23 protein-coding genes are annotated in these 24,694 nt (G+C 58.9%); 18 read left to right on the plus strand and 5 right to left on the minus strand.

The window, feature by feature from the left end:
* From CYR55_RS15620 to CYR55_RS15630, 3 genes are all read left to right on the plus strand, one after another.
* Positions 1-1,074: a sn-glycerol-3-phosphate import ATP-binding protein UgpC gene (locus CYR55_RS15620; RefSeq protein ID WP_101817300.1), complete on the plus strand. Its 1,074-nt coding sequence runs from the start codon at positions 1-3 to the stop codon at positions 1,072-1,074.
* Positions 1,074-1,817 (plus strand): glycerophosphodiester phosphodiesterase, encoded by a 744-nt coding sequence (gene ugpQ / locus CYR55_RS15625; protein WP_101817301.1) that lies wholly within the window; start codon positions 1,074-1,076, stop codon positions 1,815-1,817. Before CYR55_RS15620 ends, ugpQ begins: the two co-directional genes overlap by 1 nt.
* Positions 1,818-1,912: 95 nt before the next feature.
* The gene (locus CYR55_RS15630) at positions 1,913-2,869 is read left to right on the plus strand and encodes an AEC family transporter (protein ID WP_101817302.1); all 957 of its coding nucleotides are present in this window, start codon (positions 1,913-1,915) and stop codon (positions 2,867-2,869) included.
* A gap of 13 nt (positions 2,870-2,882) precedes the next feature.
* On the opposite strand, the gene CYR55_RS15635 is transcribed toward CYR55_RS15630, so the two are convergent.
* Positions 2,883-3,170, minus strand: a complete 288-nt coding sequence (locus CYR55_RS15635; protein WP_101817303.1) for a DUF2756 domain-containing protein — start codon at positions 3,168-3,170, stop codon at positions 2,883-2,885.
* A 198-nt stretch (positions 3,171-3,368) separates the two neighbouring features.
* Here CYR55_RS15635 and CYR55_RS15640 point away from each other — a divergent pair, with 198 nt between their 5' ends.
* Positions 3,369-4,268, plus strand: coding sequence for a carboxylate/amino acid/amine transporter (locus CYR55_RS15640; RefSeq protein ID WP_101817304.1), 900 nt, complete (start codon positions 3,369-3,371; stop codon positions 4,266-4,268).
* On the opposite strand, the gene metR is transcribed toward CYR55_RS15640, so the two are convergent.
* Positions 4,153-5,109, minus strand: a complete 957-nt coding sequence (gene metR, locus CYR55_RS15645; protein WP_146000991.1) for an HTH-type transcriptional regulator MetR — start codon at positions 5,107-5,109, stop codon at positions 4,153-4,155. The two genes, CYR55_RS15640 and metR, sit on opposite strands and share 116 nt — an antisense overlap.
* A 105-nt stretch (positions 5,110-5,214) precedes the next feature.
* Here metR and metE point away from each other — a divergent pair, with 105 nt between their 5' ends.
* Positions 5,215-7,494 carry a 5-methyltetrahydropteroyltriglutamate--homocysteine S-methyltransferase gene (gene metE / locus CYR55_RS15650; protein ID WP_101817305.1) on the plus strand — a complete coding sequence of 760 codons (2,280 nt, stop codon included), beginning with the start codon at positions 5,215-5,217 and terminating at the stop codon, positions 7,492-7,494.
* 102 nt (positions 7,495-7,596) lie between these two features.
* Here metE and CYR55_RS15655 read toward each other — a convergent pair whose 3' ends face one another.
* Together CYR55_RS15655 and CYR55_RS15660 are read right to left on the minus strand one after the other, a co-directional pair.
* Positions 7,597-8,430: a dienelactone hydrolase family protein gene (locus CYR55_RS15655; RefSeq protein WP_101817306.1), complete on the minus strand. Its 834-nt coding sequence runs from the start codon at positions 8,428-8,430 to the stop codon at positions 7,597-7,599.
* 173 nt (positions 8,431-8,603) lie between these two features.
* The gene (locus CYR55_RS15660; protein WP_146000992.1) at positions 8,604-11,012 is read right to left on the minus strand and encodes an autotransporter family protein; all 2,409 of its coding nucleotides are present in this window, start codon (positions 11,010-11,012) and stop codon (positions 8,604-8,606) included.
* A 265-nt stretch (positions 11,013-11,277) separates the two neighbouring features.
* On the opposite strand from CYR55_RS15660, the gene CYR55_RS23360 reads away from it, so the two are divergent.
* The 11 genes from CYR55_RS23360 (at position 11,278) to hemB (ending at position 21,561) form a co-directional block, all read left to right on the plus strand.
* Entirely contained in the window at positions 11,278-11,571 is a 294-nt protein-coding gene (locus CYR55_RS23360; RefSeq protein ID WP_146000993.1) for a hypothetical protein, read from the plus strand.
* Between the two features lie 491 nt (positions 11,572-12,062).
* Positions 12,063-12,824 (plus strand): uridine phosphorylase, encoded by a 762-nt coding sequence (gene udp / locus CYR55_RS15665; RefSeq protein WP_101817308.1) that lies wholly within the window; start codon positions 12,063-12,065, stop codon positions 12,822-12,824.
* A 347-nt stretch (positions 12,825-13,171) separates the two neighbouring features.
* On the plus strand, positions 13,172-14,719 hold the full coding sequence (gene rmuC / locus CYR55_RS15670) for a DNA recombination protein RmuC (protein ID WP_101817309.1): 1,548 nt from the start codon (positions 13,172-13,174) through the stop codon (positions 14,717-14,719).
* A 121-nt stretch (positions 14,720-14,840) separates the two neighbouring features.
* The gene (gene ubiE, locus CYR55_RS15675; RefSeq protein WP_072931419.1) at positions 14,841-15,596 is read left to right on the plus strand and encodes a bifunctional demethylmenaquinone methyltransferase/2-methoxy-6-polyprenyl-1,4-benzoquinol methylase UbiE; all 756 of its coding nucleotides are present in this window, start codon (positions 14,841-14,843) and stop codon (positions 15,594-15,596) included.
* Positions 15,597-15,608: 12 nt separating this feature from the next.
* Entirely contained in the window at positions 15,609-16,217 is a 609-nt protein-coding gene (gene ubiJ / locus CYR55_RS15680; protein WP_101817310.1) for a ubiquinone biosynthesis protein UbiJ, read from the plus strand.
* On the plus strand, positions 16,214-17,848 hold the full coding sequence (gene ubiB, locus CYR55_RS15685; RefSeq protein ID WP_101817311.1) for a ubiquinone biosynthesis regulatory protein kinase UbiB: 1,635 nt from the start codon (positions 16,214-16,216) through the stop codon (positions 17,846-17,848). Before ubiJ ends, ubiB begins: the two co-directional genes overlap by 4 nt.
* Positions 17,849-17,956: 108 nt before the next feature.
* Positions 17,957-18,223 carry a twin-arginine translocase TatA/TatE family subunit gene (gene tatA / locus CYR55_RS15690; RefSeq protein ID WP_101817312.1) on the plus strand — a complete coding sequence of 89 codons (267 nt, stop codon included), beginning with the start codon at positions 17,957-17,959 and terminating at the stop codon, positions 18,221-18,223.
* A 3-nt stretch (positions 18,224-18,226) separates the two neighbouring features.
* Positions 18,227-18,907 carry a Sec-independent protein translocase protein TatB gene (tatB, locus tag CYR55_RS15695; RefSeq protein ID WP_101817313.1) on the plus strand — a complete coding sequence of 227 codons (681 nt, stop codon included), beginning with the start codon at positions 18,227-18,229 and terminating at the stop codon, positions 18,905-18,907.
* Between the two features lie 3 nt (positions 18,908-18,910).
* Positions 18,911-19,684 (plus strand): Sec-independent protein translocase subunit TatC, encoded by a 774-nt coding sequence (tatC, locus tag CYR55_RS15700; RefSeq protein ID WP_101817314.1) that lies wholly within the window; start codon positions 18,911-18,913, stop codon positions 19,682-19,684.
* Between the two features lie 57 nt (positions 19,685-19,741).
* Positions 19,742-20,524, plus strand: a complete 783-nt coding sequence (gene tatD, locus CYR55_RS15705) for a 3'-5' ssDNA/RNA exonuclease TatD (RefSeq protein ID WP_101817331.1) — start codon at positions 19,742-19,744, stop codon at positions 20,522-20,524.
* A gap of 14 nt (positions 20,525-20,538) precedes the next feature.
* Positions 20,539-21,561 (plus strand): porphobilinogen synthase, encoded by a 1,023-nt coding sequence (gene hemB, locus CYR55_RS15710; RefSeq protein WP_101817315.1) that lies wholly within the window; start codon positions 20,539-20,541, stop codon positions 21,559-21,561.
* A gap of 57 nt (positions 21,562-21,618) precedes the next feature.
* Here the strand turns inward: hemB and rfaH are convergent, their stop codons facing one another.
* On the minus strand, positions 21,619-22,107 hold the full coding sequence (rfaH, locus tag CYR55_RS15715) for a transcription/translation regulatory transformer protein RfaH (protein ID WP_101817316.1): 489 nt from the start codon (positions 22,105-22,107) through the stop codon (positions 21,619-21,621).
* A gap of 259 nt (positions 22,108-22,366) precedes the next feature.
* Here rfaH and pepE point away from each other — a divergent pair, with 259 nt between their 5' ends.
* Both pepE and ubiD read left to right on the plus strand, forming a co-directional pair.
* Positions 22,367-23,089 (plus strand): dipeptidase PepE, encoded by a 723-nt coding sequence (gene pepE, locus CYR55_RS15720; RefSeq protein WP_101817317.1) that lies wholly within the window; start codon positions 22,367-22,369, stop codon positions 23,087-23,089.
* Between the two features lie 117 nt (positions 23,090-23,206).
* Positions 23,207-24,694, plus strand: a complete 1,488-nt coding sequence (ubiD, locus tag CYR55_RS15725) for a 4-hydroxy-3-polyprenylbenzoate decarboxylase (protein ID WP_101817318.1) — start codon at positions 23,207-23,209, stop codon at positions 24,692-24,694.

Genomic DNA, 24,694 nt, shown 5'->3' on the forward strand with positions numbered 1-24,694 from the left:
ATGGCGAATCTGAAATTGCAGGCGATCAGCAAGAGTTATGACGGCAAAACCCCGGTGATCCGCCAGATTGATCTGGATGTCGCCGACGGCGAATTTATTGTGATGGTCGGCCCCTCCGGCTGCGGCAAGTCCACGCTGTTGCGGATGGTGGCCGGGCTGGAGCGCACCAGCAGCGGCGATATTTACATCGGCGGGCGGCGCGTGACCGATCTGGAGCCGAAAGATCGCGGCATCGCGATGGTGTTCCAGAACTATGCGCTCTACCCGCACATGAGCGTGTTTGACAACATGGCCTACGGCCTGAAGATCCGCGGCTTCGGCAAGGCGCAGATCGCAGAAAAGGTCGAGGAGGCGGCGCGCATTCTGGAACTCCAGCCGCTGCTGAAGCGCAAACCGCGCGAGCTCTCCGGCGGCCAGCGCCAGCGGGTGGCGATGGGGCGGGCGATTGTGCGTGAACCGGCGGTGTTCCTGTTTGATGAGCCGCTGTCGAACCTGGATGCCAAACTGCGGGTACAGATGCGGCTGGAGCTGCAACAGCTGCACCGCCGCCTGCGCACCACCAGTCTTTACGTCACCCACGATCAGGTGGAGGCGATGACGCTGGCGCAACGGGTGATTGTGATGAACAAAGGGGTGGCGGAGCAGATCGGCACGCCGTCGGAGATCTACCAGCGCCCGGCCAGCCGCTTTGTCGCCGGGTTTATGGGATCACCGGCGATGAACCTGCTGGACGGGCAGGTGGATGCTGAAGGCAGCGCGCTGCTGCTGGCAGACGGCACCGCCCTGCCGCTGCCGGAGGTGCGCCCCGCCTGGAGCCAACGGGCATTGACCGTGGGCATCCGGCCGGAGCATATTCAGCTGGCAGACGGCAGCACGCGCGGCCTGCCGCTGAAAGTGGTGACGCTGGAGCGGCTGGGGGCGGATAACCTCGCCCACGGCCAGTGGGGCGGGCAGGGCGTGGTGGTGCGGCTCTCCCATGAGCACTGCCCGGCGGTTGGCTCTGAGCTTTCGCTGGTGCTGCCGCCGCAGGCGCTGCACATCTTTGATACGGCTGATGGATTACGGATGGAATAATGACAACAGACTGGCCTTACCCGCGCATCGTGGCGCACCGGGGCGGCGGCTCGCTGGCCCCGGAAAATACGCTGGTAGCGATTGAGACCGGGGTACGCCTCGGCCACCGGATGATTGAATTTGATGTAAAGCTGGCGCAGGACGGCCAGATTTTCCTGCTGCATGACGATACGCTGGATCGCACCAGCAACGGTTGGGGCGTGGCGGGTGACCTGCCATGGGAGAAACTGGTGACGCTGGACGCGGGCAACTGGTACAGCACCGCGTTTCGCGGTGAGAAACTGCCGCTGCTCTCTGAAGTGGCGGATCGCTGCGCGCAGCATGGGCTGATGGCGAACATCGAGATCAAACCCACCACCGGCACCGAGAAAGAGACCGGCAAAGTGGTGGCCTCCGCCGCCCGGCTGCTGTGGGAAGGGCAGCCGGTGCCGCCGCTGCTCTCCTCCTTCTCGGCCGAGGCGCTGGCCGCCGCCCGGCAGGCGGTGCCGGAGTTGCCGCGCGGCCTGCTGCTGGATGAGTGGGACGAAAACTGGCAGGCGATGACCACCCAACTAGAGTGCATCTCGTTGCATATCAACCACCAGGCGCTGACCCAGGCGCGCACGGAGGCGCTGAAAGCCGCCGGGTTGCGGATTCTGGTTTACACCGTGAACAGCCCGGAACGTGCGCGACTTTTGCTCAGCTGGGGCGTTGACTGCATCTGCACTGACCGGATAGATTTGATGGGCGCGGACTTTACGTAGCAGGCAAAATAATAGACGCCTAACAATACGCAGGCCGCCGTCACTCACTTCCCGGGGCCTGCACTTTTGGCGTCGGCCTTTACGCAAGGATTGTCATGCCTGCTTTTATGCTGTCGCTGTGGCATCAGATTTTGCTGTCGGTGCCGTTATTTGTGTTGATCGTACTGGGATATGGGCTGATTCACTGGGGAAAATGGCCTACCTCAATTACCGACGGCCTGACCCGCCTGGTGTTCTCCGTCGCGCTGCCCGCCATGCTGTTCCGCATGATGTGTGATTTCACTAAACGCCCCGCCGTGGATGCCCGCCTGCTGATCGCCTTTTTCGGCAGTTGCCTGATCGTATTCGTGCTGGGCCGGGTGCTGGCAAAACACCTGTTCCGGCTGGACGGTATCTCCGGCTCGGTGTTTGCCCTCAGCGGCATCTTCTCCAATAACGTGATGCTGGGATTACCGATTGCCACTGTGATGCTGGGCGAGGCCGCCATTCCCTCGGTGGCGCTGGTGCTGGTATTCAACGGCCTGATCCTCTGGACGCTGGTAACCATTTCAATTGAGTGGGCGCGCAACGGCTCGCCGACGCTGGCGGGCTTCGCCAAAACTGCCCGCAGTGTGTTCACCAACCCGCTGATTATCGGCATTATCTCCGGCACGCTGTTCAGCCTGACGCGCCTGCCGCTGCCGCATTTTATCGATCAGCCGGTGTCGATGCTGGGGCAGAGTGCCGCGCCGCTGTCGCTGGTGGTGCTGGGGATGGGGCTGGCGGAATACCGGGTGCGGGACGGCTGGAAGCTCAGTTCCGCCATCTGTGTGATGAAGCTGCTGGTGCAACCGCTGGTGGTCTGGCTGCTGGCGGTGGCGCTGCATCTGCCGCAGATGGAAACCCGCGTGGTGGTGTTGCTGGGGTCGATGGCGGTGGGGGTGAACGTCTACCTGATGTCACGCCAGTTCAACGTGCTGGCCGGGCCGGCGGCGGCCAGCCTGGTGATGTCCACGGCGCTGTCGGGCATCACCACGCCGTTGATTCTGACCATGCTGGGCGTCCGTATCTGATGCCCTGGGCCGGTTATTTGCTGCCGGGCTGGTTCTGCTGGATGCGCTGCTGATCGGTCTGCATCTGGGTGCGCAACTGCTGGTTCTGTTGCTGTGCGCTGGACTGGCGATCGATCTCCAGCTGGCGCTGCTGCACCTGCTGGTTGGTCTGCATCCGCTGTTGGGTGCTGCGCTGCGCCGGGTTGCTCAGTAATTGCTGCTGGCGTTGTTGCGGCGACAGCGGTTTCAGGGTGTCCGCCACGGCGCTGCCGGTGACAAGGCCGGTGGCCAGTGCGCAGGCGATCAGGGTAATTTTTTTCATGTTGCTTCTCCGTTGCCCGTCACGGGCGTTGTCTTCCTAAGCTTTCAGTGTATGCCATCCCGGTGTGGGCGTGCGTGATCGGGCCGGTAAAGACGCGTCTGTTTGTGTAAATAATAATCACACGTAAACCATCTTCGGGCGTTTTTACGCGCGCGCTTCCGTTACAATTCCCTTTTCCCTTTGATAGCGACAATCACCGTGTTTTTACTGATTATCACCACCATTTTGTGGGCGTTCTCTTTCAGCCTGATCGGCGAGTACCTGGCCGGGCAGGTAGACAGCGTCTTTTCTGTGCTGGTCCGGCTGGTGCTGGCGGCGCTGGTGTTCCTACCGTTCCTGCGCTGGCGCGGCTATAAAGCCTCGACGCTGCTGCTCTATATGGGCGTCGGCGCGATGCAGCTCGGCATCATGTACCTGATCAGTTTCCAGGCGTACCTCTACCTGACGGTACCGGAATTCCTGCTGTTTACGGTGATGACACCGCTCTACGTGACGCTGATTTATGACCTGATCAGCGGCCGCGGCGTGCGTATAGGCTACGCCCTCAGCGCGCTGCTGGCGGTGGCAGGCGCGGCGATTATCCGTTACGACCACATCAGCGAGCACTTTGTGATCGGGCTGCTGCTGGTGCAGGCGGCGAACCTCTGTTTTGCCCTCGGGCAGGTTGGCTATAAACGGCTGATGGAGACGCGGCCGATGCCGCAACACACGGCGTTCTCCTGGTTCTACATCGGCGCGGTGCTGTGCGCGATTGTGGCGTGGGCGCTGTTCGGTAACCCGCATAAGCTGCCGACCACCCACCTGCAATGGGGCATTCTGATCTGGCTCGGGGTAGGCGCCTCAGCGCTGGGCTACTTCATGTGGAACGTCGGCGCAACGCAGGTGGATGCGGGCACGCTGGGGATTATGAACAACTTCCACGTGCCGGCCGGGCTGCTGGTTAATCTGGCGATCTGGCAACAGCAGCCCCACTGGCCGAGTTTTATTCTGGGAGGTGCAGTGATAATGGCGTCGCTTTGGGTGCATCGCCGCTGGGTCGCGCCGCGTCCTTCACAAACGGCAGATGATCGCAGGCGTGCTGGCGCGCCGAACGAATAAACGCCTCAGTGACCGGCTGGCGCTGCTCGCCATCGCGCACCGCCGCGTACAGCCGGCTCCACAACCCGCTGCCGAGCGTTTTGGTGACGATTAACCCCTGGCGCTCAAAACTCTCCACCACCCAGTGCGGCAGCGCAGCAATCCCCATGCGCGCCGCCACCATCTGAATCAGCAACAGCGTGTTATCCACACTTTTCAGCGCCGGGCTGACCCCGGCCGGTTGCAGGAAGTGGCGCCAGATGTCCAGCCGCTGGCGCTGCACCGGGTAGATCATCAGCGTCTCGTCACTCAAATCTTCCGGCAAAATCTGCCCTTTCGTCGCCAGTGGGTGATCCGGCGCGAGCACCAGCCGTACCTCAAAATCAAACATCGGTGAGTAGTGCAGCCCGCTGCGCGGCAGGATGTCTGACGTCAGTACTACGTCCAGTTCCCCCTGTTGCAGCGCGGGTTGCGGGTCAAAGGTCACGCCCGATTTGAAATCCATCAACACCTGCGGGAAGCGCTGGCGGAAGTTGTCCAGCGCCGGGGTCAGCCACTGGATACAGCTATGGCACTCAATGGCGATGCGCAGGGTGGTCTGGTGCGGCTCATGGCACGCCTGAAGCGCCTGCTGGATCTGCGGCAACACCTGCTCCGCCAGCTGCAGCAAAATCTCCCCTTGCGGGGTAAAGCGCAGCGGCTGGCTCTTACGGACGAACAGCCGGAACCCCAGCCGTTGCTCCAGGTCGCTGAACTGGTGCGACAGCGCCGATTGCGTCTGGTGAAGCTGCGCGGCGGCGGCGGCCAGTGAGCCGGTATTCCGCAACGCCTGCAGCGTCCGTAAGTGTTTAAGTTCGATCATGAGAGTCCTTCACAGTGACAGTGAACATTTTGCGCTTGTGGAATATACAGTACCTGCGGATTATGGATGTGTAAACATCTGGACGTCTAAATGAGGGTTTTGACCATGGCAATTCTGAACCACACACTGGGTTTTCCGCGCGTCGGTCTGCGTCGTGAACTGAAAAAGGCACAAGAAAGTTACTGGGCAGGCACGTCAACGCAGGAAGAGCTATTGGCTGTGGGTCGTGAATTGCGCGCCCGTCATTGGCAGCAACAGCGTGACGCCGGGGTCGATCTGCTGCCGGTCGGCGACTTCGCCTGGTATGACCATGTCTTGACCACCAGCCTGCTGCTGGGCAACGTGCCGCCGCGCCACCAGGATGCCGCCGGTAAGATAGATCTGGACACGCTGTTCCGCATCGGCCGTGGCCGGGCACCCACCGGTGAACCGGCAGCCGCGGCCGAAATGACCAAATGGTTTAACACCAACTACCACTACATCGTGCCGGAATTCCACCAAGGCCAGCGCTTTGCCCTGACCTGGACACAGCTGCTGGATGAAGTGGATGAGGCGCTGGCGCTGGGCCACCCGGTTAAGCCGGTGCTGCTTGGCCCGGTGACTTACCTGTGGCTGGGCAAAGTGAAAGGCGAGCCGTTCGACCGCCTCTCCCTGCTGGAGGACATTCTGCCGGTTTACCAGCAGGTATTGGCGGAGCTGGCTAAACGCGGCATTGAGTGGGTACAGATTGACGAACCGGCGCTGGTGCTGGAACTGCCGCAAGCCTGGCTGGACGCATTCAAACCCGCCTATGCCGCGCTGAACGGCCAGACCAACCTGCTGCTGACCACCTATTTCGACAGCATCGGCCACAACCTTGAGACTATCCGCCATCTGGAGGTGCAGGGGCTGCATGTGGACGTGGTGGCAGGCCATGATGACATCGCCGCGCTGGACAACGCGCTGCCCGCTGACTGGGTGCTCTCGCTGGGCGTGATCAACGGCCGTAATGTCTGGCGGGCTGACCTCAGCCGCTGGCTGGATCGCCTGCAACCGCTGACTGGTGGGCAACGTACCCTGTGGCTCGGCAGCTCCTGCTCCCTGCTGCACAGCCCGATCGACCTGAGCGTGGAAACCCGGCTGGATGAAGAAGTGAAAAGCTGGTTCGCCTTCGCCCTGCAAAAATGTGGTGAACTGGCCCTGCTGACGCGCGCCCTGAACCAGGGCGACCGGGAGACGCTGGCCGAGGCGGCGGCGTACAGCGCGCCGATCCGTGCCCGCCGCGACTCCAGCCGTGTGCATAACGCCGCCGTGGGCAACCGTCTGGTGGCGATCACCGCGCAGGACTGCGAGCGCCCGCACGCTTACCCAATCCGCGCTGAAAAACAGCGCGCCAAATTTAACCTGCCCGCCTGGCCGACCACCACCATCGGCTCTTTCCCGCAGACCACGGAAATCCGCAGCCTGCGCCTGGACTTCAAACAGGGCCGCCTGGACAGTCATCACTACCGCACCGGCATCAGCGAGCATATTAAGCAGGCGATTGCCGAGCAGGAGCGCCTGGGCCTGGATGTGCTGGTGCACGGGGAAGCTGAGCGTAACGACATGGTGGAGTACTTCGGCGAGCATCTGGACGGCTTCGTCTTCACCCAGAACGGCTGGGTGCAGAGCTACGGTTCCCGCTGCGTGAAGCCGCCGGTGATCATCGGGGACATCAGCCGCCCGCAGGCGATTACCGTCGGGTGGGCGACGTATGCCCAGTCCCTGACTGACAAACCGGTGAAAGGGATGCTGACCGGCCCGGTGACCATTCTCTGCTGGTCCTTCCCGCGTGAGGATGTCTCCCGTGAGGTGATTGCCAAACAGATTGCGCTGGCACTGCGTGACGAAGTGGCCGACCTGGAAAAAGCCGGGATCGGCATCATCCAGATTGATGAACCGGCACTGCGGGAAGGGCTGCCGCTGCGCCGTTCCGACTGGCAGGCCTACCTGGCCTGGGCCGTGGACGCCTTCAAACTGAATGCCGCGGTTGCCAATGATGAAACGCAGATCCACACCCATATGTGTTACTGCGAGTTCAACGACATCATGGATTCCATCGCCGCGCTGGATGCCGATGTGATCACCATCGAAACCTCGCGTTCGGATATGGATCTGCTGGAAGCGTTCAAGGTGTTCGACTACCCGAACGAAATCGGCCCCGGCGTGTATGACATCCACTCGCCGAATGTGCCGGGCGTGGAGTGGATGGAGGCGCTGCTGCGTAAAGCCGCGCAGACTATCCCGGCGGAGCGCCTGTGGGTTAACCCGGATTGCGGCCTGAAAACCCGTGGCTGGCCGGAAACCCGTCAGGCCCTGGCTAATATGGTAAAAGCCGCCCAGCGCCTGCGGGCCACAGAGGTGTAAAGGCCGGCGCCTGAGGTGATGCCGGAAAAGCAAAGGGCGCATCTGCGCCCTTTTTTGGTCGTGTCAGAGGGCTAACCCGCCGCACGGTTTTTATAGCCGTGCTCAGCCCGTGCCCGCCATTCCATACTGTTTGAACCAGGCCAGCATCCGCTGCCAGCCATCATCGGCCGCTTCCTGATTAAAGCTTGGCCGGTAATCGGCATTAAACGCGTGCCCGGCATCCGGGTAGACCACAATCTCGGCGGTGGCGTTGGCTGCGCGGATCGCCTGGCGCATGGTTTCTACCGTATCCTGCGGGATGCCGCTGTCCTGCCCGCCATACAACCCCAGCACCGGGGCATTGAGATCCACCGCGATGTCCACCGGGTGTTTCGGCTGGTTGAGTGACTTCTCGCCCACCAGCTTGCCGTACCAGGCGGCAGCGGCTTTCAGTTGCGGGTTATGGGCGGCATAAAGCCAGGCGATGCGCCCGCCCCAGCAGAAGCCGGTAATCGCCAGCCGGTTGGCTTCGCCGCCATGCCGGGTTGCCCAGTGTGCGGTGTGGTCGAGATCTGCCAGCACTTGCTGGTCAGGCACTTTGCTCACCAGTTTGCTGAACAGCTCATCAATGGTGGCGTACTCCTGCGGATCGCCCTGGCGGAAATAGAGCTCCGGCGCAATCGCCAGATAGCCCTCTTTGGCCAGCCGGCGGCAGAGATCGCGGATGTGTTCATGCACGCCGAAAATTTCCTGTACCACCAGCACCACCGGCAAGGGGCCGGATGCGGCGGCCGGGCGTGCCAGATAGGCCGGCATATTTTCACCCTGGGTCGGAATGGTGGTTTCGCTGGTGTGCAGGTCGTGATCGTCAGTATGGCGGGTCGTCGAGGCAACAGGAGCGACAGCGGGTGCAAAACCGCCGGTGGCCTGCTGGGTCTGATGTTCAGTTATTTTCATTGCGGTCTCCGCGTAGTAATGGGTAGCGCTGCGCAGCATTAACTATAGGAAATAAAATCAGAATGGTAAGCAGGATACTAATACGTGGCAGAAGGAGGGCAGGCAAGGGCATTCTGTGGCATAAAGAAAATCCGCGCCCTGGGGCGCGGACAGGTCACATTATCAGGAAATGATTATTTAAAACTTCCCTGAACACCAATATGAGCGACATAGCCTTCCATATCGTCACTGAAGCCTTTCATGTATTGCGCATCGGCATAGATCCAGGTGTTTTCGCTGACTTTCGCCGTGACACCCGCCCCGGTTTGCCACCAGTCGGTGGCCAGATCGGCCTGAACCTCGGTACCCCCCACCCGCACCGACGGGGCATCGGTGAAGTTATGCACAATATCTGCCGTCAGGTAAGGTTTGAAGGTCTCCGATTGCTTGTCTTCCTGTTGGTCGCGGAACAGGCGCACGCCCGCCCGCGCGGTCAGGGCGCTGCTGTTGGCCCCGGAGACGTTGGATATCGCATCACCAAAATCTTCGCCGATCAGGTATTGGTAAACCAACTGGCCCTGCGGCTCAATTTTCCAGTTTTCGCTGACGCCAAACGGCTTGCCGCCTTCCACAGAAAGCAGGGTGCCGTAGCTGTCCTGCCGGGCATTGAAGCGGCTCTCATACTGGTTGCGGTAGTAGGTGAACTGGCCGACCGCGTCGATATAGCTGCCGTCCTGCGCGTAGCGGGTGTAGTAACCGCCGAGGCTGTAGGCGTCTGTGTTGATCGCCCCGGTCGCGACCTGTTTATTGGCGCGTGAGCGGTACTGATCCTGGGCGTCGCTGCTTTGGTGGCCGAGAGTCACCATCACGCCGCCATGCACGCGGGTGCCGTTGTCCAGCGCATCCTGATAGAGATCTTTACCAAACTGCGCGAACCAGGAGTGGGTGTCATAACCAAAGCGCCCGGCATTGAACGAGGTGGTATCACCCCCGGTACGCGCCCAGGCCAGGTTGTTATAGTTGCGCGCATACTGTTCGGCATCGCCCATACGTTCATGCAGTGTGCCGACCGTTTGCAGGCCGTAATAGAGGTTCAGGTAGGGGGCCACGGCATAACCGGGGACTTCCTCGCGGTACGGTTTCGCTGACGGGGTGACATTGCCGCCATTGCCGCCATTGCCGCCGTTGCCGCCATTGCCGTCATTTCCACCGTTCTGATCAGGTAAATCATCCCCGTCTGACGGATCCTGATCCGGGAATTCTGCCCGCAGATACCAGTCATTGGCGGTGTCTGCTGCGCCGTCTTTGCCGCCTTCAAACAGGTAATAGTTAAAGGCATCCACACTGACGGTTTCACCCAGGGCAAAATGGGTGCGGCTGCTGTCCTGAATCTGCACGACTTCTATACCGTTTCCTTCGGTGTAGGCCCCCGCACCGCGGCCATTAATGTGCAGGGTAAAGTTGCCTGCCGCATCCGCCGTGCCCGCAATGATTTTGTCGGTTTTGCTGTTGGTACCGCCCTCATTCAGCTCGGTGTTCAGGTAAAAATCCCCGGTACCGGAGAGCGATTGGGTGGTCAGCGTCTTGTAATCCCCTTCTGGGGAGAAAGCGACCCGGCTGTTCTTCAGCGCCAGGGAGTTCGCCGTCGAGGAGGCGGACATATTCCAGGTGCTGTTATCGGCTGTCAGGTCGATATTGCCCTGGGATGCGCCGTTAAAGGTGGAGCCCAGCAGGCTCATGGTCAGGGTATTGGCAAGGTTGTCTTGTGTTTCGACAATGACATCACCCGTAATCGTGCTGTTGTTTTGCGCGGTAAACGTCAGGTTGGCCGATTGCGCGAGCAGCTCCGTCTCTTTGGCAGCGGTCAGATCGTTGGCAACATAGATTGCTGAGCCTTGAACGGCGGTCAGATCGGTGTGATCCAACGTAGCTGTCCAGTCACCGCCATCGGCATACAGGGCCGTTTTCGCCCGATCGCTGATTACCGTGGAGTCTTTCAGGGTCAAGGTGCCGCCTTGCTGGGCTGCGGCGACGGTTTGCTGCTGATAGAGATGCAAGGTAGATACGCTGTCAGCATGATTGACGATCTGAAGGTTTTCACCGTGGATCGCGGCTTGGGTGCTGACAAATAACGACTGATCTTTGGTGCCGTCAGTGATCACCTTCATGTTTTTAATGTTGATCTGAGCGCCAGATTTTGCCGCCAGCGATGCACCACTTGCACCGGTGGTTTTGATGGTATTCAGATTGGCCATATCGCCGGTGAGATTGACGACGCTGTTGTCGGTGGCCAGCACGCCGCCTCCATAAGCTCCGCCGGAAGTAATGTCGGTATTGGTGAGGGTAACCACGGCGTTCTCTGCGGCCAAAATACCATAGGCATTCTCCCCTTCGGTGGTCAGGCTGCCGCCCTGTGCAGTGAACGTGCTTCCCGCGCCGGTTGCTCTGATGGCATGGCTGAACTCACCTTTTGTCGTGACCGACAACTGATCAACAACTGCACTATTATTCTGGCCGTTAATGCTAATACCATCGGCACGGGCGGCGTTGGTTGCTACCGTCAGATTTTTAAAGGTCGCGGTATTCTTCTGGCCGTTAATCATGAGGCCGGCACTGTTTTCACCTTGCGTCGTCAGGGTGGCATCTGACGCTGTGTTGAATTTATTATTGTCGCCGGTAATAAAAATCCCAGACGCGCCTTTGTTTGTGGTGTTAACTGTAAGTGGGCTTAATAAGTTGACGCTACTGCTATCCTGAATATGAATGGCGTGAGCATTCTCGCCCTCTGTGGTTATTTTCAGGGAAGTGGCTTCACTTTCATAAATCTCCCCGGTGTTTTGCACATATATACCATGTGAGGATGTACCGGTGGTCTTAATGATGAGGCCGCCTGGGTATAAGGAAAGATCTGACTGTTTTATTTCATCGTTTCCATTGATATGGATGGGTGGGCTTTGGTCTTTATCATCATCATTAATAGAGGTTGCTTGCGCCGATGTCACCAGCGCGCCACTTGATATGAGGATAAATAAAGGTAACGCTTTAATAATGCCGGAGGATAAGGGTGTGCGTGTTGTGTTAAGTGTTTTCAATTTATCAGGCCCTTTATACGTTTTAGTTAATGAGAAAAGTGAAGAAACTCACGATTCTATTAATGAATAAAAGGCTTAAATATTTATTTTTCCTTTAAAATTAGTTAACCAATAATTAATTGTTCAAGGCTTTTTTTTTGAGTTTTTATAATAAGAAAAATAACGGGTAAAAATAAGAAAAGGTAAGTTTTTTTCTGAAAGATTCTCTATTAATAGAGGTAGAAAAGGCGCTATAACGAAAGTGGCGGTCTGCCCGCAATAGACAGCTGGCCCGGCCAACGTGTGGCAGCGTTTTTACCCCGTACTGGGCAGCCACCGCGTTATCGGATCTGAGGGAGCGTGATGGTGACGGGCAGGGGCAGAGTAAAGCAGGACAGGATGGGGCGTAGTCGCTTATAATCAGCGCAATAATGGGTTTTATTGTGAAATTCATCACATAAATGTTGTCGCTGATGCATGTTCTCTATGGCGTAAGTGACGTTCATCACAAAAAATAACCCTGGATTTCAGTAAAGTCCCTTTCTCTTCCTTTCGGAAATGAATCGTTAACAGGAGTTCCGTATGTCCAAATCTGACGTTTTTCACCTTGGCCTGACCAAAGCTGACCTGCAAGGCGCCACGCTGGCCATCGTTCCCGGTGATCCGGAGCGTGTGGAAAAAATTGCCCGACTGATGGAAAACCCGGTCAAGCTGGCTGCTCACCGCGAATTTACGTCATGGCGTGCGGAGCTGGACGGCAAACCTGTGATCGTCTGCTCCACCGGCATTGGCGGCCCGTCCACGTCTATCGCGGTTGAAGAGCTGGCCCAGCTAGGCGTGCGTACCTTCCTGCGCATCGGCACCACCGGCGCTATCCAGAACCACATTAATGTGGGTGATGTGCTGGTGACGACTGCCGCAGTACGCCTGGACGGTGCCAGCCTGCACTTCGCGCCGATGGAGTTCCCGGCCGTGGCTGATTTCGCCTGCACCACCGCGCTGGTCGAGGCCGCGAAAGCCGTGGGTGCGACCACGCACATCGGCGTGACCGCCTCTTCTGACACTTTCTACCCAGGCCAGGAGCGCTATGACACTTTCTCTGGCCGGGTGGTGCGCCGCTTCAAAGAATCCATGCAAGAGTGGCAGGAAATGGGCGTGATGAACTACGAGATGGAGTCCGCCACGCTGCTGACCATGTGCGCCAGTCAGGGCCTGCGTGCCGGTATGGTGGCCGGGGTAATCGTAAACCGCACCCAGCAAGAGATCCCGAATGCGGAAACCATGAAGCAGACAGAAAGCCATGCGGTGAAAATCGTGGTAGAGGCTGCCCGTCGTCTTATCTGAACGGGGCTGTCTGTTGTCTGAAAAGGGGGTCGCATCGGCGGCCCCCTTTTTTTATTCCCCTGCGAATCTGCTAAGGTCAGCCTTCAGGGAATGTCCCCTGAAAAGGGCGGAACACGTCCAGAGGGGCGCATAGTTGTTATACAAAGGTTTATCTTTGTTTACGCAAGGTTACGGGCTTTGCGGGTAAGAGGAGCGTATTCTGTCAGGTTCCTGTTAACGCAACGCGGCGGTGCAGCCTTGCGCCAGCGCCTTTTGCGAGGCAGTACGCAGCGTACCAAACCTTGCTGGACAGGCGGGGACGCTTTCCTTAACGTGGCAGGCTATCAGCGTTTCACAGCGGAACAAGCATGGATATCAGCATAATGTACAGTCTGGTGGCCTGTCTGGCGGGTGTCGGCGGTGGCTGGCTGCTGGCCGGGGTGCGGCAACAGCAACAGCAGGCCCGGCACGATACCGCCTTGCGCCTGTTGGAACAGTCGCTGGCACAGGCGCAGAGTGCGCAACAGGCACTCCTGACGCAGGTGCAGCAGGGCCAGCAGCGTATACGCGAAAATGAACTGGAGCTGCGCACGCTTCACAGCCAGGTAGCAGCCGGGCAGGAGAAGGCGCAGCAATTGGCGCACTGGCGCCGTGAATGTGAACAGCTTGACCAGGAGCTGCGCGCCCAGCGTGAAAGCAACAGCGCACAGGAAGCGGAACTGCGTGAGGTCACGATCCGGCTGGAAGAGACGCGGATGGCGGCGGAAGAGAAACAGCGGCTGCTGATGAACAGTGAACAGCGGCTGAATGCGCAGTTCGAACAGCTGGCAAACCGCATTTTTGAACAGAATGGCCGCCGGGTGGATGAACAAAACCGCCAGAGCCTTGACCGGTTGTTGCTGCCGCTGCGCGAACAACTGGATGGCTTCCGCCGCCAGGTGCAGGAAGGGTTCGGGCAGGAGGCGCGTGAGCGCCATACGCTGGCCCATGAGATCCGGCACTTGCAGCAGTTGAATGCGCAGATGGCGCAGGAGGCGATTAACCTCACCAAAGCCCTGAAAGGGGATAACAAAACCCAGGGTAACTGGGGCGAGGTGGTACTGAGCCGTGTGCTGGAGGCCTCCGGGCTGCGGGAAGGGTATGAGTATGAGACCCAGGTCAGTATCCGTGTGGACAGCAACAGCCGGATGCAGCCGGATGTGATCGTGCGCTTGCCGCAGGAAAAAGATGTGGTGATTGATGCCAAGATGTCGCTGGTGGCGTATGAGCGCTACTTCAACAGCACGGACGATGCCGAGCGGGAAATTGCGCTGGGCGAGCATCTCAGTTCGTTACGCGGCCACATCCGCCTGCTGGGGCGCAAGGATTACCAGCAACTGCCCGGCTTGCGCAGCCTGGATTATGTACTGATGTTTATTCCGGTGGAGCCGGCCTTCCTGCTGGCGATTGACCGCGAACCGGAGCTGATTAACGAAGCGCTGCAACACAATATTATGCTGGTCAGCCCGACGACCCTGCTGGTGGCCCTGCGCACCATTACCAACCTCTGGCGCTATGAGCACCAGAGCCGCAACGCGCAGCGCATTGCGGAGCGCGCCGCCCGTCTGTATGACAAATTGCGCTTATTCGTGGATGACATGGAGTCGATGGGCCAGAACCTGGACAAGGCGCAGGCAAGTTATCGGCTGGCAATGAACAAACTGGCGCAAGGGCGTGGTAACCTTATAGGACAAGTTGAAGGTTTCCGGGCCATGGGCGTTGAAGTTAAACGGCCTATCAGCCCGACGCTTGCCGCCACGGCCAGGGCAGAAGATGCCCCTGACAGCGCGTTGCCGGAGCAGGAGGAGCCGCAGGAAGATCAGCCGGCAGGTATCTTCCCTCCTGAAAAAACCTCCATCAATGAGCAGTACCCTTAATACGTTAGCACTGCATACGTTAGCACGATAAATGAAGCGACCCCTGCCGGCACGGCAGGGACACCGGCGGGGTGGGGCGCGCCTCACCCCCATGAGATTGACTGAAAAGCGGGCATAAAACATGGTAGATCAGACTCAGGAAACCACTCACTTTGGTTTCCGCACCGTGGCTAAAGATGAAAAAGAGGGCATGGTAGCGGACGTCTTCCACTCCGTGGCGGCGAAATATGACCTGATGAACGACCTGATGTCGTTCGGCATCCACCGTATCTGGAAGCGTTTTACTATCGATTGCAGCGGCGTGCGCCGTGGGCAGAAAGTGCTGGATCTGGCCGGCGGTACCGGCGACCTGACGGCGAAATTTTCCCGCCTGGTGGGTGACAAGGGCGAGGTCGTCCTGGCCGACATCAATGACTCCATGCTGAAAATGGGCCGCGAAAAGCTCCGCAACCTGGGCGTGGTCGGCAACGTGAGCTATGTGCAGGCCAACGCCGAGGCGCTGCCGTTCCCGGATAATTACTTCGACTGTATTACCATCTCATTCGGCCTGCGTAACGTCACCGAAAAAGAGAAGGCGCTGCGTTCCATGTTCCGGGTGCTTAAGCCGGGCGGCCGCCTGCTGGTGCTGGAGTTCTCTAAGCCGGTGCTGGAGCCGCTGAATAAAGCTTATGACGCCTACTCCTTCCACCTGCTGCCGCGGATTGGTGAGCTGGTGGCGCAAGACGCAGACAGTTACCGCTATCTGGCGGAGTCCATCCGCATGCACCCCGATCAGGAGACCCTGAAAGGGATGATGAGTGATGCCGGGTTTGACAACGTCAACTACCACAACCTCACCGGAGGCATTGTTGCCTTACATCGCGGTTTCAAATTCTGACGGGGTAATGCCATGTTGTTAACCCCGTTACTGACGGCAGGGCTGGAGACCGCCCTGAACCGGTTGCTCTACCGTGAACCCAGCATGAAGGCCGCCCGGTTGCGGCTGGCCGGCAAGATCCTGCGCATCCGGCTCCAGGAGCTGGACACGCCCCTCACCCTGATCTTCAGCGAACGCCAGGCCGATGTCGTCGGGGAGTGGGCCGGTGAGGCGGATTGTACCGTCTCTACCCGCCTGGGTGTGTTAATGAAGTTACGTGACCGCCAGCAACTCTCGCCGCTGATGCGCCAGGGTGAACTGATTGTGGACGGCGATTTGCAGGTCGTTCAGCAACTGGTGGCCCTGCTGGATATGGCCGAGTGGGAGCCGGCGGATCTGCTCGCCCCTTACATTGGTGATATCGCCGCGCAAGGCCTTTCACAATCCGTCTGGAAAGGCGCGCAGCTTTTCCGGTCGGCGCTGGTACGGCGACAGGGGCACCTCAGCGAAGTGCTGACGGAAGAGTGGAAACTCGCCCCGGCGCCGCTGGAGATTGTCTGGTTTAATGAAGAAGTCGATGCGCTGGCCCGCGAGCTGGACAGGCTCGACGCCCGCATCAACGCTATGGAGACGAAGCCATGACCCCGGGTGAATTGCGTCGCCTCTATCTGATTGTGCGTGTTGTGCTGAGCTATGGGCTGGATGAGCTGATCCCCCGTATGCGTTTAACCTTTCCGCTGCGCTTTGGCCGCCGGTTGCTGTTCTGGATGCCCAACCGGCACCATGACAAGCAACTGGGCGTGCGGCTGCGGCTGGCGATGCAGGAGCTGGGGCCGGTCTGGATCAAGTTCGGGCAGATGATGTCTACCCGCCGCGATCTGTTCCCACCGCAGATCGCCGATGAGCTGGCCCTGTTGCAGGACCGTGTTCCGCCGTTTGATGGCCGTCAGGCGCGCCGCCATATTGAAGCGGCCCTCGGTGGCCCGCTGGAAAAATGGTTTGATGAGTTTGATGAAAAGGCGCTGGCCTCGGCCTCCATTGCGCAGGTGCATACCGCCCGCATGAAGGAGAACGGCAAAGAGGTGGTGCTGAAGGTGATCCGCCCGGACATCCTGCCGGTGATTAAGGCTGACATGCGCCTGATGAACCGGCTGGCCGGCTGGTTGCCGCGGCTGCTGCCTGACGGCCGTCGCCTGCGCCCGCTGGAAGTGGTGCGGGAGTATGAAAAAACCCTGCTGGACGAGCTGAACCTGTTGCGTGAAGCGGCCAACTCCATCCAGTTGCGCCGTAATTTTGAAGGCAGTAACCGGCTCTATGTGCCGGAAGTCTACTCTGACTACTGCCGGGAAACGGTGCTGGTGATGGAGCGGATCTACGGCATCCCGGTGTCGGATATTCCGGCGCTGGAAGCGCAGGGCACCAACATGAAGTTGCTGGCAGAGCGCGGCGTGCAGGTGTTCTTTACCCAGGTGTTCCGCGACAGCTTCTTCCACGCGGATATGCACCCCGGCAACATTTTTGTGAGTTACGAGCACCCGGCCGATCCGCTCTATATCGGCATCGACTGCGGTATCGTCGGCTCGCTCAACAAAGAAGACAAGCGTTACCTGGCGGAAAACTTCATCGCCTTCTTTAACCGGGACTACCGGCGGGTGGCGGAGTTGCATGTGGATTCCGGCTGGGTGCCGCCGGACACCAACGTCGAAGATTTCGAATTCGCTATCCGTACCGTGTGCGAACCAATCTTTGAGAAACCACTGGCGGATATCTCGTTCGGGAATGTGCTGCTCAACCTGTTTAACACCGCCCGGCGGTTTAATATGGAAGTGCAGCCACAGCTGGTGCTGTTGCAAAAGACCCTGCTCTATGTGGAAGGGCTGGGGCGTCAGCTCTACCCGCAGCTTGACCTCTGGACGACCGCCAAACCGTTCCTGGAGGAGTGGCTGCGCGATCAGGTTGGCCTGCCGGCGATGATCCGCGCCTTCAAGCAGAAAGCCCCGTTCTGGACGGAGAAGCTGCCAGAGTTGCCGGACCTGGTGTTTGAGAGCCTTCAGCGCAACCGCCAGTTGCACCACAGCGTCGAGAAGTTGTCAGCCGAAATGCGGGAGCACCGGGTGCGCAACGGCCAGTCACGTTATCTGTTCGGTATTGGCGCGACCTTACTGCTGAGCGGGACGCTGTTACTGCTGGGCCATGAAGAGGTTTACCCCGCCTGGCTGATGGCCGCCGGGATTGTCACCTGGGTAGTGGGCTGGCAGCGCAGCGGTAAATGAAGTGAAGCAAGAACGTGTTTGAGTAAGAAAGCGTAAGAAGGTGCCGTATAATACGGCACTGTTTAGCGACATTCCTTTTCTACATTCCGGCTTTGAGAGGTAAATACAATGGGTGGCATTAGCATTTGGCAATTACTGATTATTGCAGTGATCGTGGTTCTGCTGTTTGGTACCAACAAGCTGCGCGGTCTGGGTTCCGATTTGGGTGCCTCGATCAAAGGCTTTAAAAAAGCGATGAATGATGACGCAACACCGGCCGCCAAATCAGAGAAACCGTCTGACGATGCAGACTTCACCACCAAAAACCTGTCTGAAAAGCCGGTGATCGTGGTAAAGCCGGATGATGCCAAGAGCAAAGACAAAGAGCAGGTGTAAACCGTGTTCGATATCGGGTTTAGTGAACTGTTGCTGGTCATGGTAATTGGTCTGGTGGTACTTGGGCCGGAGCGCTTACCTGTCGCAGTCAGAACAGTAGCGGGGTGGATCCGCGCATTACGTTCGCTGGCCGCATCGGTGCAGACCGAACTGGCCCAGGAGCTGAAACTGCAGGAGTTGCAGGACAGCCTGAAAAAAGCGGAAGAGGCAGGGCTGAAAAACCTGACGCCAGAGCTGAAAGCTTCCATGGATGAATTGAAAGAGGCGGCGGAATCGATGAAGCGCTCTTACAGTGAAGCCGATGAGGCCGCGCGTACCATTCATCAGCCGGCGATCACCGATCCGGAAGCGTTGCATGATGGCGTGACGCCGGGAGACTCCGCCACCGTGGCCAGCGCACCCGCCGCGGTGCCGGATGCGCCGGTGCTGGAAAAAACAGTACCCGTAGCGCCATCGCTGAAAAAGGCTGACGTTTCCCCGGCGGTGCCGGTTAGCCCACAGGCGGATAACGCATTGCCGCAAGCGGATAGCGTATTGCCGCAGGCAGATAATGTCGTCACACCGGCGAAACAGAGCGTGCCGCAGGCGGAAAACAGTATGCCGCAAGCGGAAAACCGTGTGCCGCAGGCGGAAAAGGTTACGCTGCCTGCCTCTTCTTCCCATCAACCCACGGGCGATCGTTAAAACATGGCTGTTGAAGATACCCAACCGCTTATCAGCCATTTGATTGAGCTGCGTAAGCGGTTGCTGAATTGCATCATTGCGGTACTGGTGGTTTTCCTGGCTTTGGCCTATTTCTCCAATGACATCTACCAATTGGTTTCCGCACCATTGATTAAACAGATGCCACACGGGGCCAGTATGATCGCAACCGATGTGGCCTCGCCGTTCTTTACCCCGATCAAGCTGACGATGATCGTGTCGGTGTTTGTTTCTGCCCCGATCATTCTGTATCAGGTCTGGGCCTTTATCGCCCCGGCGCTGTATAAGCATGAACGCCGTCTGATGATGCCGCTGCTGTTCTCCAGCTCTTTGCTGTTCTACATCGGGATGGCGTTTGCGTACTTCATCGTTTTCCCGCTGGCGTTCGGCTTTTTTGCGAAAACAGCCCCGGCCGGCGTGCTGATTGCGACTGACATCAATAACTACCTCGACTTTGTGATGGCGCTGTTTATGGCGTTCGGGGTGTCGTTTGAGGTGCCGATTGCGATTGTGTTGCTGTGCTGGAGCGGCGTTACCACACCGGAAGATCTCAAGACCAAACGCCCTTATGTGCTGGTGGGTGCGTTTGTGGTAGGGATGTTACTGACCCCGCCGGATGTGTTCTCGCAGACGTTGCTGGCGATTCCGATGTACCTGTTGTTTGAGATTGGTGTGTTCTTTGGCCGCTTCTATGTGGGCAAACGCCGTCAGGATATTGACGACGACACGGAGGATGGTTCCTCATCCAGCGCGCCGTAAGCGCCCCAGATTTACCCCAGCCGCCCCCCGAGGGCGGCTTCTGTTTTGGACATCTGCATGTTTGATATTGGCGTTAACCTGACCAGCCCGCAGTTCGCTAAAGACCGCCCGGAGGTTATCCGGCGCGCCCGTGCCGCCGGGCTGACCGGAATGCTGCTGACCGGTACCAATGCTGCGGAAAGCGCAGAAGCCGCCCGGCTGGCCGCAGAATACCCCGGTTTTTGCTGGTCCACTGCCGGCGTACACCCGCATGAGGCCTCCGGCTGGGATGCGCAGGTTGAGCAGCAGATCCGCCAGCTGGCGGCACAACCCGGCGTGGCCGCTATTGGCGAGTGCGGGTTGGATTTCAACCGTAACTTTTCTGACCCGGCCAGCCAGGAGCGCGCTTTCACTGCGCAGCTGGCCCTGGCCGCCGAGTTGCAACGGCCGGTTTTCCTGCATTGCCGTGATGCCCATGAACGCTTTATTGCCCTGCTGGCCCCCTGGGTAGCGCAGTTACCCGGCGTGGTGGTGCACTGTTTTACCGGCACGCAGCCTGAACTGGAAGCGTGTCTCGATCTTGGCGCTTCCATCGGCATTACCGGCTGGGTCTGTGATGAACGGCGCGGCCTGGCACTGCGCGCCCTGTTGCCGCTGATTCCGGCCGATCGCCTGTTGCTGGAAACTGACGCCCCTTATCTGTTGCCCCGGGATTTACCTGAAAAACCTGCATCCCGCCGCAATGAGCCCTGTTTTCTGCCCCACATTGTTCAACAGGTTGCCGCCTGGCGCGGGGACGAGCCTGAATGGCTGGGTAAGAAAACTGATGACAACGCCCGTCGGCTGTTCCGACTGGCTTAAGTAGGAGAAATACGATGAGCTATGCATTTCCGGGTACCTTTCCAGGTCGCCGTATGCGCCGTGTGCGCCGCCATGATTTCAGCCGCCGTTTAGTGGCAGAAAATCAGCTCACGGTAAATGACCTGATCTACCCGGTGTTCGTGATGGAAGGTACCAACCGTCGTCAGGCCGTTCCGTCTATGCCGGGCGTAGAGCGGATGAGTATCGACCTGCTGATCAAAGAGGCAGAAACGATTGCCAAACTCGGCGTGCCGGTGCTCTCGCTGTTCCCGGTGATCGAGGGTGACCTGAAAAGCCTGCACGCGGAAGAAGCCTACAACCCGGACGGGCTGGTGCAGCGCGCCGTCCGCGCCCTGAAAGACGCGGTGCCGGAACTCGGCCTGCTGACGGATGTGGCGCTCGACCCGTACACCACCCACGGCCAGGACGGCATCATCGATGCGGACGGCTACGTCATCAATGACGTCACCAAAGAGATCCTGGTGCGCCAGGCGCTCTCCCACGCGGAAGCAGGCGCGGAAATCATCGCCCCGAGCGACATGATGGACGGCCGCATCGGCGCCATCCGCGATCGGCTGGAAGCCCAGAGCCTGATTAACACCCAGATCATGGCCTATTCCGCGAAATATGCCTCCTGCTACTATGGCCCGTTCCGTGACGCGGTCGGCTCCAGCAGCAACCTGAAAGGCGGCGACAAAAAAACGTATCAGATGGACCCGGCCAACAGCGATGAAGCGCTGCAGGAGATCGCGCAGGATCTGCAGGAAGGGGCGGATATGGTGATGGTGAAACCGGGGATGCCGTATCTGGACATCATCCACCGCGTGAAACACACCTTTGGCGTGCCGACTTTCGCTTATCAGGTGTCTGGTGAATACGCGATGCACATGGCCGCGTTCCAGAACGGCTGGTTGCAGGAGAAACCGGCGGTGCTGGAATCCCTGATGTGCTTTAAGCGCGCCGGGGCGGATGGGGTACTGACCTATTTCGCCAAGCGTGTGGCCCAATGGCTGCATGATGCGGAAATGCAGCGCTAAGCGGCAGAGCAAAACAAAAAAGGCACGCGCAGGCGTGCCTTTTTTAATGGGGCGGCGTTACATCTTGTGGAACAGGCGGTTATCCACGCTCTGGCAAACCTGTTTATTCAGCAGGTTAAGCAGCAGCATAGAGCGCGCCTCGCCGTCCGGCTCGGTGTAGATCGCCTGCAACCCCTCAAACACGCCGTCGGTGATGAGCACCGTGTCGCCGGGCTGTGGGGTGTCCGGGTCTGTGACGTCCTGCACCGGGTTATGGATCAGTTCATGGATGACCGTGGGGCTGACCACCACCGGCTGGTTGCCGAAGCGGATAAAATGGCTGACGCCGCGGGTGGCGCTGATGGTGGTGGTATGGATGCGGTGCGGGTCAAATTCCACAAACATATAATTGGGAAACAGGGGCTCACTGACAGCGGTACGGCGACCCCTGACCATTTTTTCCAGCGTGATCATTGGACTCAGGCAATTTACCGCCTGACGCTCCAGATGCGCTTTCGCGCGCAGGAGTTGTCCGCGTTTGCAATATAATAAATACCAGGATTCCATAGATTCACATGCCCTTCTGCTGTGCAGGCAAGCATAGCAAAAGCGATTACGGATAAATAGCCGTGCCGTTTTTCCCGGTGCAGCCGGATTTGTGGCATTGCGCCGGGAATTTATCTTATGGCCGTGCGGCGGTGGCGAAATTGCATTAACGTAAAGCGGAATCGGCCAGGTTACCTTTTCTTTCCAATCAATTATCCGGAGGGAAAACCGGCCGCCCCGTGTCTCTTTCTGGTTTCACCTGTCGAGTGAGGGTATGTGAATGGAGCTGTTTCTGCTTAGCAATGGAAAGTTGTCCGATGACCCCCGGTTGCTGGGGTTCGCACATGAACGTATCAAGGCGATGATTGCCCGGCGTGGTATCGACTCGGCCATTCTGATCCCTTACGCCATTATCCGCGGCGACTACGATGCGCGCGCTGCCGAGCTGGAAGCGGCGCTCGGCATCCGCGTCAGCAGCATCCACCACGCCGGCAACCCGGCAGAGGCGATTACCCATGCCCAGTGTATTCTGGTCAGCGGCGGCAATACCTGGATGCTGAACCAGATGCTGCATGAACATAACCTGATTGTGCCGATCCAGCGGGCAGTGCGCGAACGTGGGGTGCCTTATATTGGCTGGAGCGCCGGGTGTAATGTGGCGACCCCTACCATCCGCACCACCAATGATATGCCGGTGCGATCGTCTGTGGTGTTGCCGTCGCTGGGGTTGTTTCCGGTGCAGATTAACCCGCACTATACCGATGCGGTGCTCAGCGGCCACGGCGGGGAGAGCCGGGATGACCGTCTGGCGGAGTTCTGCGCCGTTAACCCGTCAGAAAGCGTGATCGCCCTGCGCGAGGGCAGTTTTTTGCAGGTCAGCGACAACCAGCTCAGTTACCACAGCGCACGGGGCGAGGGCTTTAAAGTCTTCCGCCACGGCCGCCCGGCGCAGGAATTCCACGATGCGCAGGCGCTGGCATCACTGGTGCCGTTCAGCTGTTAACAGCAGGTAGCAATGGGGTGCTGCGCGCAACAAAAGTGCAGCATCACCTGCCGATAGCGCCTATAATGCCCCTTCACTGACGACAATAATTATCAGTATCAAATACTGCGGATCAGCATGAAATACCGGGACTTACGTGACTTTATCGCCTTGCTGGAAAAGCAGGGCGAACTCAAACGCATCAGCCAGCCCATCGACCCTTATCTGGAAATGACGGAAATCGCCGACCGCACCCTGCGCGCCGGTGGCCCGGCATTGCTGTTTGAAAACCCGAAAGGCTATCAGATGCCGGTGCTGTGCAACCTGTTCGGGACACCGAAGCGGGTGGCGATGGGGATGGGCCAGGAGGATATCAGCGCGCTGCGTGAAGTCGGTAAGTTGCTGGCTTTCCTGAAAGAGCCGGAGCCGCCGAAAGGCTTCCGTGACCTGTTCGACAAGGTACCGAAGTTTAAACAGGTGCTGAACATGCCGACCAAACGGCTCAGCAATGCGCCGTGTCAGGAGCAGGTGTGGCAGGGCGACGATGTGGACCTCGGCCGCATTCCGGTGATGCATTGCTGGCCGGAAGATGCCGCACCATTGGTGACCTGGGGGCTGACCGTGACGCGCGGCCCGCACAAGGAGCGCCAGAATCTCGGGATTTATCGCCAGCAGGTGCTGGGCCGCAATAAGCTGATTATGCGCTGGCTCTCCCACCGCGGCGGCGCGCTCGATTTCCAGGAGTGGTGCCAGGCGCACCCCGGCGAGCGTTTCCCGGTGTCAGTGGCGCTGGGCGCAGACCCGGCCACGGTGCTGGGCGCGGTCACGCCGGTGCCGGATACGCTTTCCGAATATGCATTCGCCGGGCTGCTGCGCGGCAATAAAACCGAAGTGGTGAAATGCCTTTCCAATGATCTCGAGGTGCCGGCCAGCGCGGAAATCGTGCTGGAAGGCTATATCGACCCGGCCGAACTGGCACCGGAAGGGCCATACGGTGACCACACCGGCTATTATAATGAGATTGACCATTTCCCGGTCTTTACCGTGACGCACATTACTCAGCGCCGGAATGCCATCTACCATTCCACTTATACCGGCCGCCCACCGGATGAACCGGCGGTACTGGGCGTGGCGCTGAACGAAGTGTTCGTGCCGATCCTGCAAAAACAGTTCCCGGAGATTGTGGATTTCTACCTGCCGCCGGAAGGGTGCTCCTACCGCCTGGCGGTGGTCACCATCAAGAAACAGTATGCCGGGCATGCCAAGCGCGTCATGATGGGCGTATGGTCATTTTTACGGCAGTTTATGTACACTAAGTTTGTTATCGTATGTGACGATGATGTTAACGCCCGTGACTGGAATGATGTCATCTGGGCCATCACCACCCGCATGGACCCGGCACGCGATACGGTACTGGTGGAGAACACGCCGATCGACTACCTCGATTTCGCGTCGCCGGTGTCCGGGCTGGGCTCCAAGATGGGGATGGACGCCACCAACAAGTGGCCTGGGGAGACCCAGCGCGAATGGGGCCGGCCGATTGCCAAAGATCCGGCAGTCACCGCCCGTGTCGATGCCATCTGGGATGAGCTGGCGATATTTGCTGATAAGGCGCCGGGCCGCTGA

Origin of the sequence: Chimaeribacter californicus, assembly GCF_002858675.1 — a bacterium.
Taxonomy (GTDB): Bacteria; Pseudomonadota; Gammaproteobacteria; order Enterobacterales; family Enterobacteriaceae; genus Chimaeribacter; species Chimaeribacter californicus.